Here is a 15,369-nt window from a genome sequence, read left to right on the forward strand (position 1 = left end):
TTATAAGATAAGTGAAACCCTATGTTTTATAAATAAATCTGAGCTTATTCTTATAAAATTTAAAAGCACCTATTCTGAAATGAGTATTTATTTATTGCAAATATCATTTTTTAATAAATTTACGTATTTTTAAGTTTCAGTATCAGCGTTCAAAATGATTAAAAAATGCCGTTTTAACATCAAGCTAAAACGGCATATTTATTTTAAAAGCGATTCATCTTCGCGAGAAAATTTGATTATCTATTTATAAATAATAATCTTATTGATCAAGAGCATTTTTATTTACACTGCGCCATGTGGTTGGTGTCATACTAAATTGACTGATAAACCAACGCGTGAATGAACTTGGCATAGAATAACCTAAAATATCAGAGACTTGTGCAAGTGAGTAATTAATATTCTTTAAATAACGCAATACTAAACTGCGTCTGACATCATTAATTAAATCGCTAAAACTGGTTTGAGATGCTTCTAAGCGGCGTTGTAATGTGCGTACATTCATACCATGCGTTTGTGCAATTTGATTTATTGTGGCACGCCCCATCGGTAAAAGCAGATAAATACTTTTTCGTATTTCAAAGATAATAGAAGATTCATTTTTATGTTGTAAAATATCAATATCGAGGTAACGTTGTGCGTGATTTGCCATTGCAATATTGGCATGTGGATTGGCTTTATTTAACTCTGCTGCTGTACAAACAATGCCATTAAACTCGCTTCCAAACTCTAATGAACAGCCAAAAATACGCTGATGAACAGATTGGTCATGCGGTGCATCATGGGTAAAATGTACACTCAATGGATGCCATTTTTGAAATAATAGGGCAGCACAAAAACGATGGGTGATGCCTAGCGCCAACTCAATGGCTTGGCGACTGTATGCTGACGATCCTGAGATGACTTCTAAACGAATAATGACGGTATTATTGACTTCTTCAATATATATTTCTAAAGCATTGTTAATTAAGTTTCTATATCTAACAATGACTTGTAATGCATCCCTTAATGTTTCCTGATAGCTGAGCAAGAGACTCAGCTCTCCAAAATCTGAGAGTTGGCGCTGTTCCGCCATATGTAAACCAAACATCTCACAACCGCTCAATTGAGCTGACTTTTCCAGTAGTTCAATGGCCTTATCTGCGGGAATACGTTGTTTTAAATCTTTTAGAAGCGTTTGATTCAACCCGACATTTGATAATAAATAGTACGGATTGATGTTAAATTGTTGGCTAACATCTAAATAATTTTTTAAAACAGCAGCATGAGCAAGAGGTACCATTTTATTATCTCCTTATTCAAAATCTAATCGTCCTGATCAGTATTTATTGATAACTAAAATGTAAGGTGCTATGTACAATTTACTCTCAATGTACCGCAATCTTCGCATGTATTTGTCTCGTCTGAATATACTATTTTTGCAAACAATATTTAATAGGTGAAATAGCTGATTTCTGTAAACTAAAGTATAGAAATCAGCTATTCGGTTATAAAACAATGTTTCACGTGAGTATTCAAACAGTATTCAAATTTTTTATTCACTAAACCATTTGAATATGATGAAAATTAGAAACGGTAGCCAACACCGACATATGTGACTAAAGGATCAAAATCAATTTTAGTGGTCGATTTGATCAATTGAGTACCCGTTGATGTATCCGTTACCGTTACCGTAGCGACATTATTAAAGTTTGGCATATAACTTAATGAACCTGTAGTAAACCAACGTTCAGTCAAGTCATATGTAAAACCTGCGGTAAATACTGGAGCAAAAGCATCACTGGTTTTCACTTTTACTTCTGGTGTAGCAGTTGAACTACCTTTACCGCCATGAAGCGCTTCGCCAGCACGGTCATTTAAAATATTATCAATCATATAACCCGCTTGAACGAGGTCTTCTCTGACACCACCATCGAGTTTTAGTTTATTGAAATGTCCATACACGACGCCTGCACCAACAAATGGACGGAATTTATTTTTATCCGAAGTACCGAAGTGATATTTTGCCGTTACCGCAGGTGTCCAAGCAGTCACTTCAGCCACAGTGCCATGTGCACCAAGGTCGGTAATTAACGTATCTTTAAGCAGCTGTAAACCATCAAAATAGGTCGGTGGTGTATGTGGTGGTAAAGGTGAATTAGAGGTAGATAAAGCTGCTGCTCGAATTTCACCTACACCTTTCACATCCACTTTAGGTGGAATACCACCCACCAATTCTAAGGAAACATTGTCATTTACAAAATAACTGAGGGTTAAACCGAGTGTATCCGTGTCATCAATTTCCATACCACCATTGGCTGTGTAGTCAGAAATTCCAGTAATATCGGCTCTAGCACCTTTTACAAATCCATCAGGAACTTTATAGTTAGGATCTTTTTGTCCATTTCTAACAAAAGAACTAAACATTAATCGTCCTAAAGAACTCTCCAATTCTCCGCCGTTTAATGCATATGCTCCTAGATCACTGCCCCACAATGATCCCACACCATAACTCCCACCTTCTTTTACACTTGTTGTAACGTGGGTTGAATTTGCCTTACCTTGAGGCATGACATGCATCCAACCTGCACTCACTGCCCAACGTTTATAATTTGTAGAATCCGCATAAGCTAAATTTACTGTCAATAGGCATGCAACAGGCAGCACTATTCTAAAAATTTGACTCATTTTACTTTCCTTTTGGTTTAATTTTTTTATGGTTTCAGCGGATCCTTTCTGAAACACGGAGACATTATTCAAATACTGAGACGATAAAGCAACTCAAAAAATATTTTATATACAAATGTATATTTTTCTTTTAACTATATTTAAAAATCGTTTTATTTTAATTAAATCAAATATTTATTTTTAATTATTTTAACGATTTTTCATCTTTATATTTTCTGTAATTTGTCATCAAATGAAAAGAGTCTGTCATCTAATGTGCATTATTTAAAAGACCTGTTCTTTATTGTGTGTATGGAATTTACACAATTCATCATCCCCAAAGTGCTCCTCAGTTAAGGTGTAGACATGGAAAAAATACTGACAAAAGCAACAGTTTTAATCATTCCCGGCTTACGTGATCATGTGGCTGATCATTGGCAAACTTTATTGCAAGCGAAGTTAGAGAATGTGCGTTCTGTACCACCACTTGAAACGGACAAGCTTAATTGTGAAAAAAGGGTAGAGGCTATTCAAGCGCAACTCGAACAAATAGAAGGACCAGTGATTTTAGTTGCGCATAGTGCAGGTGTATTGATGACTGTCCATTGGGCAGCAAAATACCAACATGATATTCAAGGTGCATTATTGGTCACACCACCAGATTTAACAAAAAATTGGCCAGCAAATTACCCAAGTGCTGACACGCTTCGTAATGAAGGGTGGGATCCATTACCAAATCAAGTATTACCTTTCTCTAGCATTGTCGTTGCTAGTACCAATGACCACCTAGCAAGTCTCATCGCTGTTGAAGAAATGGCGAAGCGATGGGGCAGTCAATTGCTGAATTTAGGTGCGGTAGGACATATGAATCCAGCAGCAGGTTTCGGATCTTGGCCACAGGCTGAACAATTGATTCAACAGCTTGATTTGGTTAGTGAAGCGGCGGTTTTGGCGTAGTACTTGGAAAAGCATTTCGTTATAGCACTCTAGCTTGGTTATGTATCGTTAAATACAAAGCATGACATGGGTTAAGCCTTGTTTTAATTAAGATTTAACTATTTTATTCAATAACTTTTATAGATCAGCAAGCATTGCTGTAAATAAAACAATTAAAAAATAATTTAACTTCTGCGCAGTCAAGAAGACTACTCGCAAAATCATATCGATATGGAGATCGTATGGTACATAAGCATGTACGTTTGGATAAGGTCAAAGCGAATATTGTTTTTATTCAAAAATTAGGTACGTTTTTAGGATTGCTGTTAGCCGTCTCAAAAGCTTCAGCAATTGGTTTTGATATCAATGAAGATTGGAAATTTGAGACCAATTCAAGTATCAGCCTAGGTCAAAACTGGAGTACTCAAGATCCATCTGCATCATTACTTTATCGCCCAGATGCTTACAAAATTGGTAAGTATGGTGCAAGTATTGATACCAATGGGGATGATGGTCGAGCAAACTTCAGTAAAGGTGATGCGATATCACAAATCGTGAAAGGTTATACTGAATTTCGATTGAATGGAAAACAGCAAGGCGCTGTACTCAGTACCAAATATTGGTATGACCATGCTTATGAAACAGGACATGGTGATTTAAAAGCATTTGATGATTCTGCATGGCCAAGACTTGCCAAATTTAAAGGGATAGACCTTTGGGATGCTTACATTTGGAAGAATTCTACATTTGATAATGGGCAATCTTTCAATTTTAAATTGGGTAAACATGTTTTTAATTGGGGGAAATCCCAGTTTTTCCAAAATGGTCTGAATTCTATCAATGCCTTTGATTATGCTGCGATGAATAGACCCGGCGGTGATCCAAGAGAAAAAGTTATCCCTGTCGAAATGTTTTCTTTTTCAGCAGGTTTAAGTGACAAGCTGAAATTGGAAGGGTTTTACCAGTTTAAGTTCAGACCCTCTGTGATAGATGGTTGTGGGACTTTTTTTGCAGCTTCTGATTTTGTTCCAGAAAACTGTGGTCCAATTTTGATTACATTTGCACCAGGGGACAAATACTCGGAAACGGCGCTTCGAGATGGAATTTATATTCCACGTAGTTCAAGTCATATGGCAAAGGATAGTGGGCAATATGGTTTTTCTTTAAAACGTACTTTACCCAGTTTAAATGATGCCGAGCTTGGTGTGTATTTTGCGAATTACCATAGCCGTAATCCAAATTTTGATGCTTATGCTGCTACAGCGCCCGGGATGCAGAATTTTAAAACCTCTACTTTTTATTCAATTTATCCTACAGATATCAAAATGTATGGCTTAAGTTTGACTGGAAAAATTGATCAGACAAATATTTTCAGTGAGTTAACGTATAAGCCAAATCTACCCATGCAATTCAATGGTACAGATGTCGTATATGCAGAGGTTTTAGATAAAAATACACCACTGACCTCGCCGGGTGTTTCTTTTGAACCCGGAGAATTTATCAATGCCTATCGAAGATTGCCTGTAACTCAATTTTCAATTGGTGCAAGTAGCAGTATTCCAAATATTTTAGGTGCAAGCAGTTTGAGTTGGTCTGCTGAAGCTGCTGTAAACCATATTGCTGAAATTGGTGATTATCGTTTTGGTCGGACGGGGCCATTCGGACGTAGTGAGATGACTTCAGGCGCATACAATCCTGAAACAGGTGAGTTTAAGTGTACGCCATACGGTACAGCACACTTGTCTAATGATGAAATTGACCGTTTGAATGAACGTTTTTGTAATGACGAAGGTTTTATGAGTGAATGGTCATACGGTTATCGATTACGTGGTGCATTGAATTATCAAGACCTTTTACCTGCAACAGTGGTTACGCCGAGCCTGACTTTCCGCCATGATGTACATGGTTATAGTCAGAATTTTCAGGAAGGGCAAATGAGTATTGCAGCGACATTGTCCGCTACGTATCAGAAAAAATACACAACTGAATTGGCTTACTACAACTTTTTTGGTTCGAATGAATTCAGCATGATCGATGATAGAGATTTCGTATCATTATCCTTAAGAGCAAATTTTTAATCGATTTGTAATTTCTCAGAAATGACGCTGATTTGATGTGAAGCAATCCGAATGCATCAAATCAACGTTACATCAAATATTCAATCAAGTGTTTTATCACATAACATCACACAACTAAGGTCATTCGTACGGTCGGTACAAACTCAGCGTTGCGTAAAGGAGTTGTGCCGTTTGAACAGCATTTGATGGCTTAAGTAAGAAATATCGCATATTAAGCGATACATCTTTTGGTCAATGAGTCATCAATTCCATCGAGTTTTTAGGAATTTTTTCATCAATGATTGAGCTAAATTGAATTAATTCATCACTTCTTAATGTATTTATTTATTTTTAGTTTAACAAAAACAGTTGTTTAATGAATTTTTAAGAGTTGGCACGCTTCTTGTTAAATCAATACTGTTGATGATTATTTTCTGAATACTCGGAAATTTTGAAAAAGGAATTTATAGATGAAAAATCAAATTATTGATGTGGCAATTTTAGGTTCAGGTTATGGCGGTCTTGGTATGGCTGCTCAACTTAAACAAAATGGTATTACTAATTTTCAAGTTTTTGAAAAAGCCCCAACTTTAGGTGGCGTTTGGCGTGATAATACTTATCCGGGCGCTGCATGTGATACCGAGTCTCATATTTACTGTTTTAGTTATTTTCCAAACTTACGTGTCAGCAAAATGTATGTAGAGCAAGGTGAGTTACTCGATTATTTACAACGTTTTGCACAGCATTATGAATTAGAGTCGCAAATTCAATATAACTCAGAAATTACGAAAGCAACGTGGAATGCGGATGAACAACTTTGGGATTTAGAAGTTAAAAATGCCGCGCCTGTAAAAGCAAAAGTCTTTATTCCAGCGTGGGGGCAATTAAATAAACCTGTCATTCCAGATTTTAAAGGTTTAGAAAAATTTAAAGGGAAATTCTTCCATTCAGCAGAATGGGATAGTTCTACAGACTTCGTCGCTAAGAAAGTGATTAGTATTGGTAATGCAGCGAGTGCGGTGCAATATATTCCTGAAGTGGCAAAAGAAGCTGATCATTTGACTGTATTTCAACGTTCAGCAAATTGGATCATGCCACGTAATCAACAAATATTTACTGAAGCTGAATTGGATGAGTTTGAACAAAATCCAGATAAATTTTTTGAGAGCCGTAACTATATTCACAACTTCCGTGAGAATGGCTTTGATCGTACTCAGGTTGGGACTGCGGCGCAGCAAGAAGGGGTTCGTGTCGCATTAGAACATTTGCACAATAGCATTCAGGATGAAGAATTAAGAAAAAAACTGACACCGAATTATGAATTTGGTTGTAAGCGCATTCTCCGTTCAGATGATTATTTTCCTACACTAACACGTCATAACGTTACTTTAGTGACTGATGGTATTGCCGAATTTACTGAGAATGGGGTAATGACCACGGCAGGTGAGCTGATTGAAGCCGATATCATCGTTTTTGGGACTGGATTTGCAAGTCAAAATTTCAATGGTGAATTAGATATTATTGGCAATCAAGGTGATCGTTTATCAGAAGTTTGGGCAGATGGTGCAGAAGCTTATCTAGGATTAACTGTTCCAAGTTTTAATAATATGTTCCTTGTCTATGGGCCAAATACCAGTCTAAACCATAACTCGATTGTGACAATGCTAGAGATTCAGCATCAATATATTGTCGACGCTGTAAAATATATTCTGAGTGAAGATGTATTGGTTGATGTGAAACAGCCTGTATTTTCAGCGTATAACCAAGATATTCAAGCCAAAATGATCGATTCGGCATTTTCTTCAGACTGTTCAAGTTGGTACAAAAATGCAGCGGGTAAAGTTATTAATAACTGGCCATTAAATGTTGAAACTTATCGTAACTATACCCAATTTAAGCTCGCTGATTATATAGTGGTTTCACTAGAGGCTAAACAAGGCGAACCCGCATGAGTTTTTTACTGCATCCAGATGCGCAACCCATTATCGATGCTTTTTTAGCAAATGGTGGGAAGTCATTTGAAAAAATAGGTGAGATTTCACTACTACGTTCAACCTATGAAAATAATTGTGTCTTAGCTGCAATGCAGGATTTGGAACATATTCAAACCCAAGATATTTCAGCTCAGTTTGAAGGTGAACCGATTAATCTGCGGATCTATGATACACAGATTGATCGTGAAGAAGCTCGTGCAACAGTATTCTTTATTCATGGTGGTGGTTGGGTGATTGGCAATTTAAATAGCCATGACTCAATTTGTCGAAAGCTTGCAGATATTGCAAATGTGCGCGTTATTGCCGTGGATTATCGTTTGGCGCCAGAAGCGAAATTTCCAGTACCCTTTGAGGATTGTCAACGTGGCTTACAGTATGTCATTGAGCATAAAAATGAATTATCTGTAGATCCAACACGGATGGTGATGTTTGGTGATAGTGCTGGAGCCAATTTAGCAGGTCATTTAGGGCAAAACTTTTTCCAACGCTATGGTATTGCTTTAAAAGCACAGGTTTTATTGTATCCAGCGATTGGTTATATGCCTGAATCTCAAAGCTATCAGACTTATCAAGCAGGCTTTCCTTTGGTTGCCAGTACGATGCATTGGTTCTTTCTACAATTGCTTAGTTCAGACCAAGAATACGCTCAGATCTCATTACTTGAACAGCCATTCATTGCCGAAAATGGAGACATTTTCTTACTCACATTGGAACATGACCCACTGCGTGATGAAGCAATGTTGTACTTAGATCAAGCTGTTAAGAGTGGTTTGAATGTCGAATATCATCATTTAAAAGGATTGATGCACGGTATTTTTACCTTAGCAGGTAAGTTACCTGTGGCAGAGCAATATTTAGAATTAGTGGGTCGATATATTGCAAAACGAATTTGAAAAATAGGATTGTAAATGAGCTTTTCTACCTTTAAAAGTGCGAATAAATTGATTACTGGGCAGGATGCACTCGAATATTTAGTGCAAGCAGTCGATCAATTTAAAATTCAAAAAGCGTTAATTGTCAGTGATCAAGGTGTCGTAAAGTCTGGAACCATTCAGCATGTACTGAATATATTAGATATTGAGTATTCAATTTACGACTCAGTAAAACCTGAACCTGAATTAGAGCAAGTTCAAGACTGTATTGATTTTTATCATACCCATCAATGTCGTGCTGTAATCGGTGTCGGCGGTGGGAGTGCATTGGATATTGCTAAATGTGTGGCAGCACTTGCAGGTCAAACAGGTAATATTCACGATTATATTGGTACAGATAAAATTAAAAACCGTGATATTCCTTTGATCGTTGTGCCGACAACTTCGGGGACTGGTTCAGAAGTAACCAATATTGCAATTCTTTCTGACAATGCCAATCAAATGAAGCAAGGTATTGTTGCTGATGCATTACTTCCAGATGTTGCAATAGTTTCACCCATAATGTCTGTGAGTTGCCCAGCTTCAGTCACGGCAGCGAGTGGAGTTGATGCTCTAGTTCATGCGATTGAAGCCTATATTTCTATTCATCATTCTGAAATTACTGATGCTTTGGCATTACAAGCGATAGAACTGATTATTGAGTATCTACCTAAAGCGTATGCGTTGCCGAGCAATTTGCTGGCTCGGGAAAAGATGGCAACAGCTAGTTTAATGGCAGGTTTGGCCTTTGGTAATGCAGGTGTTGGTGCAGTACATGCATTGGCATATCCATTGGGCGGTAAATACAAAATGCCTCATGGGGTAAGTAATGCGTTGATGTTGCCTTATGTATTGAAGTGGAATGTTTTAGGTTGCGCAGAACGATTAAGCCGTATTGCAGTATTACTGAAATTAGAGGTCACTCAAAATCATATGCACAATGCCGAAGTCTTGGTTGAATTCCTACATCGATTCTGCGAACAGTTGAATATTCCTGCGGGTTTACGCAATTTTGGTATTGCAGAACAGGATATTCCTGCCTTGGCTGCTGAAGCGATTAAGGTAGAGCGTTTACTGAAAAATAATCCACGCCGATTGTCTGTGCAAGATATTGAAGCGATTTATAGTGAAGCGTATTAATTCATATTCATTCGGCGGAGATCAACATGACTATAGATCAGGTTATTTCATTTATGAAAACCCATAATGATCGTTTTTCGCTAATGGGTGCAGATGGTCGTTCTATATTCGATGTTGAGCCGATTCGTTCAATTATTAATGCAATTCAGGATGGAATTTATATCACTGATGCAGATGCGATAACCATTGCTGTAAACAGTGCATATGAACGAATTACTGGATTAAATCGCAATATATTGATCGGTCGATTTATGGGTGATTTGGTGGAGTTGGGTTATTTATCCAATTCTGCTTCATTAGAAGTGCTTAAACGTAATGAAGTTGTGACATTAGTACAGACCATCAATGGCTCGCAAAATATTTTAGTGACAGGAAGCCCTGTTTTTGATGAGAAAAATCAACTGATTTGTGTGGTCACAAGTGTTCGAGATATTACCGAATTACTACGTGCTAAGCATGCACAGGAACAGTTAGAAAATTTATTTCGTAGTCAGTCACAATACAAAGTTTCTTTTTCATCGCAAGCGTTGATCGTTTCTAGAGAAACACAGCAAATCTTTGATTTGGTGACCAATGTTGCTAAATTTAATAGCAAAGTTTTACTGAGAGGTGAAACTGGGACTGGTAAGAGCAAGCTTGCGAGTTATCTACACAGTATTAGCCCAAGAGCTGAACATGCTTTTCTCGAACTGAATTGTTCTGGAATGCCAGACAATTTACTTGAAATGGAGTTGTTTGGTTATGTTCCCGGTGCGTTTACGGGCGCATCTGCAAAGGGTAAGAAAGGTTTATTGGAAATTGCTCATCAAGGCACATTGTTTTTAGATGAAATTGGTGATTTACCGCTGAATATGCAAGTCAAACTATTAAAAGTTATTGAAGATAATCGCTTTTTACCTGTAGGTGGTACTGAATTTAAAGAAGTCGATATTCGCATCATTTCGGCAACGCATCGTGATCTGGATGAGATGGTCGCTCAAGGCGAATTTCGAGAAGATTTATATTATCGAATTAATGTGATTGATATTGTTTTACCACCACTACGTGAACGACGTACAGAGATATTACCTTTGATTGAGCAGTATCAGCGAAACTTCAATGAAAAATATCAACTCGAAAAGTCATTGAGCCCAGAAGTGATTGAATCCTTAGCTCAATATGATTGGCCTGGAAATATTCGCCAATTAATCAATGTTGTTGAACGTTTGATGGTGAGTACACCTCAATCTGAAATTAGTTTAAAGGATTTACCTGAATATTTACGGGCGCATTCAGTAGAAAGCAATCACGGACTAAATTTAAAAGATCGTGTTTTAGCTTTTGAAAAAGATTTAATTATCAGTGCACTCAATATTCACGGTTCAACCCGTGCAACAGCAGAAGCTTTAGGTGTGGAGCAGTCAACGCTCGTGAAGAAAATCGCACGATTTAAGTCATAAATTATATTTTAGGAAATATACAGTATGGATATCACAACACTTTCTGTATTTGAAAACAGATGTTTAGTGAATGGTCAATGGTTAAGTGCGGATGAAAATCTTCAAGTCTTGAATCCATTAGACAACTCAGTCATCACGACAGTTCCTGTGCTTGATGAAAGTATAATTAAACAAGCACTTGTGGATGCTGAAATCGCTCAAAAACAATGGAAAAATGTTGCAGTAAATGAACGTAGTCGTTTATTACGCAACTGGTTTGATTTGTTAATGCAACACCAAGATGAACTTGCGACCATCATGACCGTAGAACAAGGCAAACCGTTCAAAGAAGCGAAAGGTGAAATTGCTTATGCTGCAAGCTATATCGAATGGTTCAGTGAAGAAGCTAAACGAGGTTATGGTGATATTATTCCTTCATCAGCTTCGAGTGAAATTTTAGTCTTTAAAGAGGCTGTCGGTGTATGTGCTGCGATTACGCCATGGAATTTTCCAGCAGCAATGATCACACGTAAAGTTGCACCAGCTTTAGCTGCGGGTTGTAGTATCTTGGTCAAACCTGCGTCAGAAACACCATTAACCGCTTTGGCAATCGCTAAATTAGCTGAAAAAGCAGGATTTCCAGCAGGTATTTTTAATGTTATTACAGGTTCATCGGCAAAAATTGGCAAAATTTTTACTGAAAGCCCAATCATTAAAAAGTTAAGTTTTACTGGGTCTACAGAAATTGGTGCAAAATTGATGGCACAAAGCGCACCGACTGTTAAGAAGATGTCGCTAGAGTTAGGTGGAAATGCACCAGTTCTTGTATTTAAAAGCGCAGATTTGGATCAAGCTGTGCAGGGTGTTATGGACACCAAATTTAGAAACGCAGGGCAAACTTGTGTCTGTGCAAATCGAATTTATGTTCAAAGTGAAATTTATGAGGCTTTTGTTGAAAAGCTTAAAGTTAAAGTTGAACAACTGCAAATGGGCAATGGTTTAGATGCCTCAACGGACATTGGTCCGCTCATTAATCGCAAAGCTGTGCTAAAAGTTGAAGAACATATTCAAGATGCATTATCAAAAGGTGCAAGCCTAGTCACAGGTAAAACCACACAGAATGAAGACAATTGGTGTGTACCTACCGTTGTAAAAGATGTGACCCAAGAAATGTTATGCGCTAAAGAAGAAACCTTTGGTCCTTTTGCACCTATTTTTAAATTTAGCAGTGAAGAGCAAGCAATTTCGATGTCAAATGATACCGAGTTTGGATTGGCGTCCTATGTATTTACTCAAGACATTAATCAATTTATCCGTGTATCACGTGGTTTGGAATATGGCATGGTTGGGGTAAACACAGGGCTTATTTCCAACGCTGCTGCACCTTTTGGTGGAGTAAAATCATCGGGAATCGGACGTGAAGGGTCGAAATATGGCATGGATGAGTATTTGGAAATGAAATATGTGTGTTTGGGTAATGTGAGCTAAATTTTTGAAAGAAGGTGTTGGTTATAGTGAGTGTATGTCGCTTTAATAAAACTATATCGGCTTATTAAACAGCCCAACACCCTTAAACTATCTACAATATCCATATTCAAACGACACAATATTCAATAGCGCAATTGAAAGGCGATTATTCAAAAACAATTGTTTAAAAATATCCTAAGACTTTGTATGTGAACGTTTACACATTAGGGTGTTAACACCATACAAAGTCTTTTTTTATTTTGCTAATCGTGTGGGGATGCACACTACACTTGACGCTTATAGAAAAGCTTTTTATTCATAATTTGCTGGTGCTGTTTTCCTGTTGCAAGTAGGTTTGTCTAAATTCGGAGGGTCTAATTCCTGCGTGTCGTTGAAAAAAACGACTAAAATAAGCAGGATCTTTAAAACCCAATTGATAGCAAATTTGATTAATTGAAGTATCTGTAAAAATTAAAAGACGCTTAGCTTCTTGCATTTGCCGATCATAGATTAATTTCTTAGAAGAAATATCGGCTAAACGACGACAAATATCATTTAAGCGAGTTTCTGTGATTGTTAGAAAATCAGCATATTGTATAAGAGGCCAGTGTTGATCATAGTTGCTTTCGATAAGTTCGTTAAATTTTCTAAAAATTGCAAGATCGCCACAATTGTTTTTAATACGTGGTGGTACAGCCTCAGCGAGTCGTAATACTTGTAGGAAAACTAAGCTAATTAAGCTTTTTAATGCAAAACTCTTACCGTATTTGTTGGTGTTAAATTCTTGTTTGAGTTCACGTAAATAAGTATCTAATAAAGTAAGATCTTTTAAATCCTCAGATCTGAGTTGAGAGGCGTGCAGACATATGGGAGAGATATGCTGTGCCTTTAAATCTACTTGCAACAAGGGCCAAATAATATTTTGTTGTAATGTGAGTACATGACCTTCACATCCGGGATCTGTAATAAATGAATGTGCGACAGACGGTGGCGTTAAAAAGAATGCGGGTGCATGACATACATATTTTACATCGTCTAAAAAAACACGAACGGTACCTTTGCTAATAAAATGCAGTTGGAAGAAACGGTCATGTCTATGTGGTGACATATTCATACCAAAGAATTTGGCAAGTTTTTCTAAGGCATCATAATGAATTTCTGCATCCGCATAGCGTTGATCATAAACTTCTCCCATATGCAAATTTGGAATAGTGTCTAGTTTCATCCTTTCTTGTCCATGAAAAGTATATTTTTTACATCATAACCTAAAAATGGCTTGCATTTGTTAATATATTAACTATATATTTAACATATTAAGTAATTCATAGGAAATCTGGCTGATCAAGGCTAGATGAAAAAGGATGAGAGTGTTCAATGATTGATAGTAAAAACCTCGTAATAAATGGAAATATTTTTGGTATAGCTTTGAATTATAAAGACTTGTATGCATTCTTAAAAGCGCAGTTTAATGAAAAGCCTTATCTAAGCGAACCGAAAAAACCTGTTTTATTTATCAAAACACCCAATACCCGCAATCAATCAGGTGCTCCTATTGTTAAAAGAAAAGGAGATATTTTACAAGCTGGACCTACATTAGGCATTGTCATCGGGAAATGTACCAGTCGAGTTTCGAAAAGTGATGCTTTACAGCATATTGCTGGTTATGTCGTGGTGAATGAGCTGAGCCTTCCTGAAGAAAGCTATTACCGTCCAGCTGTGAAAGCAAAGTGTCAGGATGGGTTTTGTGTGATTGGTACACCTGTCGCTAAAGAACAAATTCAGAATATTGGGCAACTTGAGTTGCGTGTATTTGTGAATGGTGAATTGAAACAGCAAGGCACAACGGCTAATTGGATTAGAACACCTGAGCAAATTATTGAAGAAATTTCAGAATATATGCCTTTAAACGAAGGTGACATCATTTTGACAGGGACACCATACGGTCGTGTTGATTTACAAGACGGTGATGTGGTTCGTATTGAAATTGATCAATTGGGTTCGGTAACGAATACGATTCAGCAAGAAGGGAACTAAGTCATGAAAACTGCACGCATCCGCTACAACAATGAAATTCATAATGTTCAGGTTAATGACGAGCTTCAAGTCACTTTAGCGACAGGTGAAATACTAGATGAACATGCTGTTGAATGGTTAGCTCCAGCACAGGGAACCATGTTTGCACTTGGTCTAAATTATGCTGATCATGCCCGTGAATTAGCATTTGAGCCACCGAAGGAACCGTTAATTTTTATCAAAGCACCAAACACTTATACAGGACATAACCAAAAAACGTGGCGTCCAGACAATGTTGATTACATGCATTATGAATGTGAATTGGTTGCTGTGATTGGTAAGCAAGCTAAAAATGTGAAACGTGAAGATGCTTTAGATTATGTTGCAGGCTATACCTTGTGTAATGACTATGCGATTCGTGATTTCTTAGAAAATTACTATCGTCCAAATTTACGAGTCAAAAACCGCCTTTCAACGACACCTGTTGGGCCATATATCATCGATAAAAGTTTAGTTCCTGCGCCTAATAATTTAGCACTTAAAACATGGGTGAATGGTGAACTTCGTCAAGAGGGAACGACTGCAGACATGATTTTTGACGTGCCTTTCCTGATCGAATACATTTCTTCATTTATGACTCTACAAGTTGGCGACATGATTGCAACGGGTACACCTGAAGGTTTATCGGATGTTGTTCCAGGCGATGAAGTGGTGGTTGAGATAGAGGGTGTTGGTAAGTTGCGCAACTTTATCGTTTCAGAATCAGATTTTTTTAAAACAGTTTAACTAG

At 37.3% G+C, this 15,369-nt stretch carries 12 protein-coding genes; 9 read left to right on the top strand and 3 right to left on the bottom strand.

The window, feature by feature from the left end; translation table 11 throughout:
• Window positions 1-259: 259 nt before the first annotated feature.
• Window positions 260-1,279 (bottom strand): AraC family transcriptional regulator, encoded by a 1,020-nt coding sequence (locus tag GGG_RS0100390; protein ID WP_010111140.1) that lies wholly within the window; start codon window positions 1,277-1,279, stop codon window positions 260-262.
• Window positions 1,280-1,563: 284 nt separating this feature from the next.
• Window positions 1,564-2,664 carry an OmpW family protein gene (locus GGG_RS0100395; protein ID WP_010111141.1) on the bottom strand — a complete coding sequence of 367 codons (1,101 nt, stop codon included), beginning with the start codon at window positions 2,662-2,664 and terminating at the stop codon, window positions 1,564-1,566.
• A gap of 345 nt (window positions 2,665-3,009) precedes the next feature.
• Between GGG_RS0100395 and GGG_RS0100400 the strand changes: the two genes are divergently transcribed.
• The 7 genes from GGG_RS0100400 (at window position 3,010) to GGG_RS0100430 (ending at window position 12,587) form a co-directional block, all read left to right on the top strand.
• Window positions 3,010-3,600, top strand: coding sequence for an alpha/beta hydrolase (locus tag GGG_RS0100400; protein WP_010111142.1), 591 nt, complete (start codon window positions 3,010-3,012; stop codon window positions 3,598-3,600).
• A 221-nt stretch (window positions 3,601-3,821) separates the two neighbouring features.
• A complete protein-coding gene (locus GGG_RS0100405; RefSeq protein ID WP_010111143.1) occupies window positions 3,822-5,657 on the top strand; it encodes a DUF1302 domain-containing protein in 1,836 nt (611 codons plus the stop codon).
• Window positions 5,658-6,106: 449 nt separating this feature from the next.
• Window positions 6,107-7,588, top strand: coding sequence for an NAD(P)/FAD-dependent oxidoreductase (locus GGG_RS0100410; protein WP_010111144.1), 1,482 nt, complete (start codon window positions 6,107-6,109; stop codon window positions 7,586-7,588).
• A complete protein-coding gene (locus tag GGG_RS19320; protein ID WP_010111146.1) occupies window positions 7,585-8,523 on the top strand; it encodes an alpha/beta hydrolase in 939 nt (312 codons plus the stop codon). The genes GGG_RS0100410 and GGG_RS19320 overlap by 4 nt, the downstream gene beginning before the upstream one ends.
• 15 nt (window positions 8,524-8,538) lie before the next feature.
• Entirely contained in the window at window positions 8,539-9,681 is a 1,143-nt protein-coding gene (locus GGG_RS0100420) for an iron-containing alcohol dehydrogenase (protein ID WP_010111148.1), read from the top strand.
• Window positions 9,682-9,707: 26 nt separating this feature from the next.
• Entirely contained in the window at window positions 9,708-11,120 is a 1,413-nt protein-coding gene (locus GGG_RS0100425; protein WP_010111149.1) for a sigma-54-dependent Fis family transcriptional regulator, read from the top strand.
• A gap of 24 nt (window positions 11,121-11,144) precedes the next feature.
• The gene (locus tag GGG_RS0100430; protein WP_010111151.1) at window positions 11,145-12,587 is read left to right on the top strand and encodes an NAD-dependent succinate-semialdehyde dehydrogenase; all 1,443 of its coding nucleotides are present in this window, start codon (window positions 11,145-11,147) and stop codon (window positions 12,585-12,587) included.
• Window positions 12,588-12,882: 295 nt separating this feature from the next.
• Here the strand turns inward: GGG_RS0100430 and hpaA are convergent, their stop codons facing one another.
• Window positions 12,883-13,791 (bottom strand): 4-hydroxyphenylacetate catabolism regulatory protein HpaA, encoded by a 909-nt coding sequence (gene hpaA / locus GGG_RS0100435; protein WP_010111153.1) that lies wholly within the window; start codon window positions 13,789-13,791, stop codon window positions 12,883-12,885.
• Between the two features lie 149 nt (window positions 13,792-13,940).
• On the opposite strand from hpaA, the gene GGG_RS0100440 reads away from it, so the two are divergent.
• Complete coding sequence (locus GGG_RS0100440) at window positions 13,941-14,600, top strand: fumarylacetoacetate hydrolase family protein (RefSeq protein ID WP_010111155.1); 660 nt, start codon at window positions 13,941-13,943, stop codon at window positions 14,598-14,600.
• A gap of 3 nt (window positions 14,601-14,603) precedes the next feature.
• Window positions 14,604-15,365 (top strand): fumarylacetoacetate hydrolase family protein, encoded by a 762-nt coding sequence (locus GGG_RS0100445; RefSeq protein ID WP_010111157.1) that lies wholly within the window; start codon window positions 14,604-14,606, stop codon window positions 15,363-15,365.
• Window positions 15,366-15,369: the final 4 nt, after the last annotated feature.

It is taken from the genome of Acinetobacter sp. P8-3-8, assembly GCF_000214135.1.
In the GTDB taxonomy this organism is placed as follows: domain Bacteria; phylum Pseudomonadota; class Gammaproteobacteria; order Pseudomonadales; family Moraxellaceae; genus Acinetobacter.

What these genes read in the sequence shown, in the direction of transcription:
- GGG_RS0100390 (WP_010111140.1), bottom strand. Translation starts at nt 1,279, where the DNA reads ATGGTACCTCTTGCTCATGCTGCTGTTTTAAAAAATTATTTAGATGTT.
- GGG_RS0100395 (WP_010111141.1), bottom strand. Translation starts at nt 2,664, where the DNA reads ATGAGTCAAATTTTTAGAATAGTGCTGCCTGTTGCATGCCTATTGACA.
- GGG_RS0100400 (WP_010111142.1), top strand. Translation starts at nt 3,010, where the DNA reads ATGGAAAAAATACTGACAAAAGCAACAGTTTTAATCATTCCCGGCTTA.
- GGG_RS0100405 (WP_010111143.1), top strand. Translation starts at nt 3,822, where the DNA reads ATGGTACATAAGCATGTACGTTTGGATAAGGTCAAAGCGAATATTGTT.
- GGG_RS0100410 (WP_010111144.1), top strand. Translation starts at nt 6,107, where the DNA reads ATGAAAAATCAAATTATTGATGTGGCAATTTTAGGTTCAGGTTATGGC.
- GGG_RS19320 (WP_010111146.1), top strand. Translation starts at nt 7,585, where the DNA reads ATGAGTTTTTTACTGCATCCAGATGCGCAACCCATTATCGATGCTTTT.
- GGG_RS0100420 (WP_010111148.1), top strand. Translation starts at nt 8,539, where the DNA reads ATGAGCTTTTCTACCTTTAAAAGTGCGAATAAATTGATTACTGGGCAG.
- GGG_RS0100425 (WP_010111149.1), top strand. Translation starts at nt 9,708, where the DNA reads ATGACTATAGATCAGGTTATTTCATTTATGAAAACCCATAATGATCGT.
- GGG_RS0100430 (WP_010111151.1), top strand. Translation starts at nt 11,145, where the DNA reads ATGGATATCACAACACTTTCTGTATTTGAAAACAGATGTTTAGTGAAT.
- hpaA (WP_010111153.1), bottom strand. Translation starts at nt 13,791, where the DNA reads ATGAAACTAGACACTATTCCAAATTTGCATATGGGAGAAGTTTATGAT.
- GGG_RS0100440 (WP_010111155.1), top strand. Translation starts at nt 13,941, where the DNA reads ATGATTGATAGTAAAAACCTCGTAATAAATGGAAATATTTTTGGTATA.
- GGG_RS0100445 (WP_010111157.1), top strand. Translation starts at nt 14,604, where the DNA reads ATGAAAACTGCACGCATCCGCTACAACAATGAAATTCATAATGTTCAG.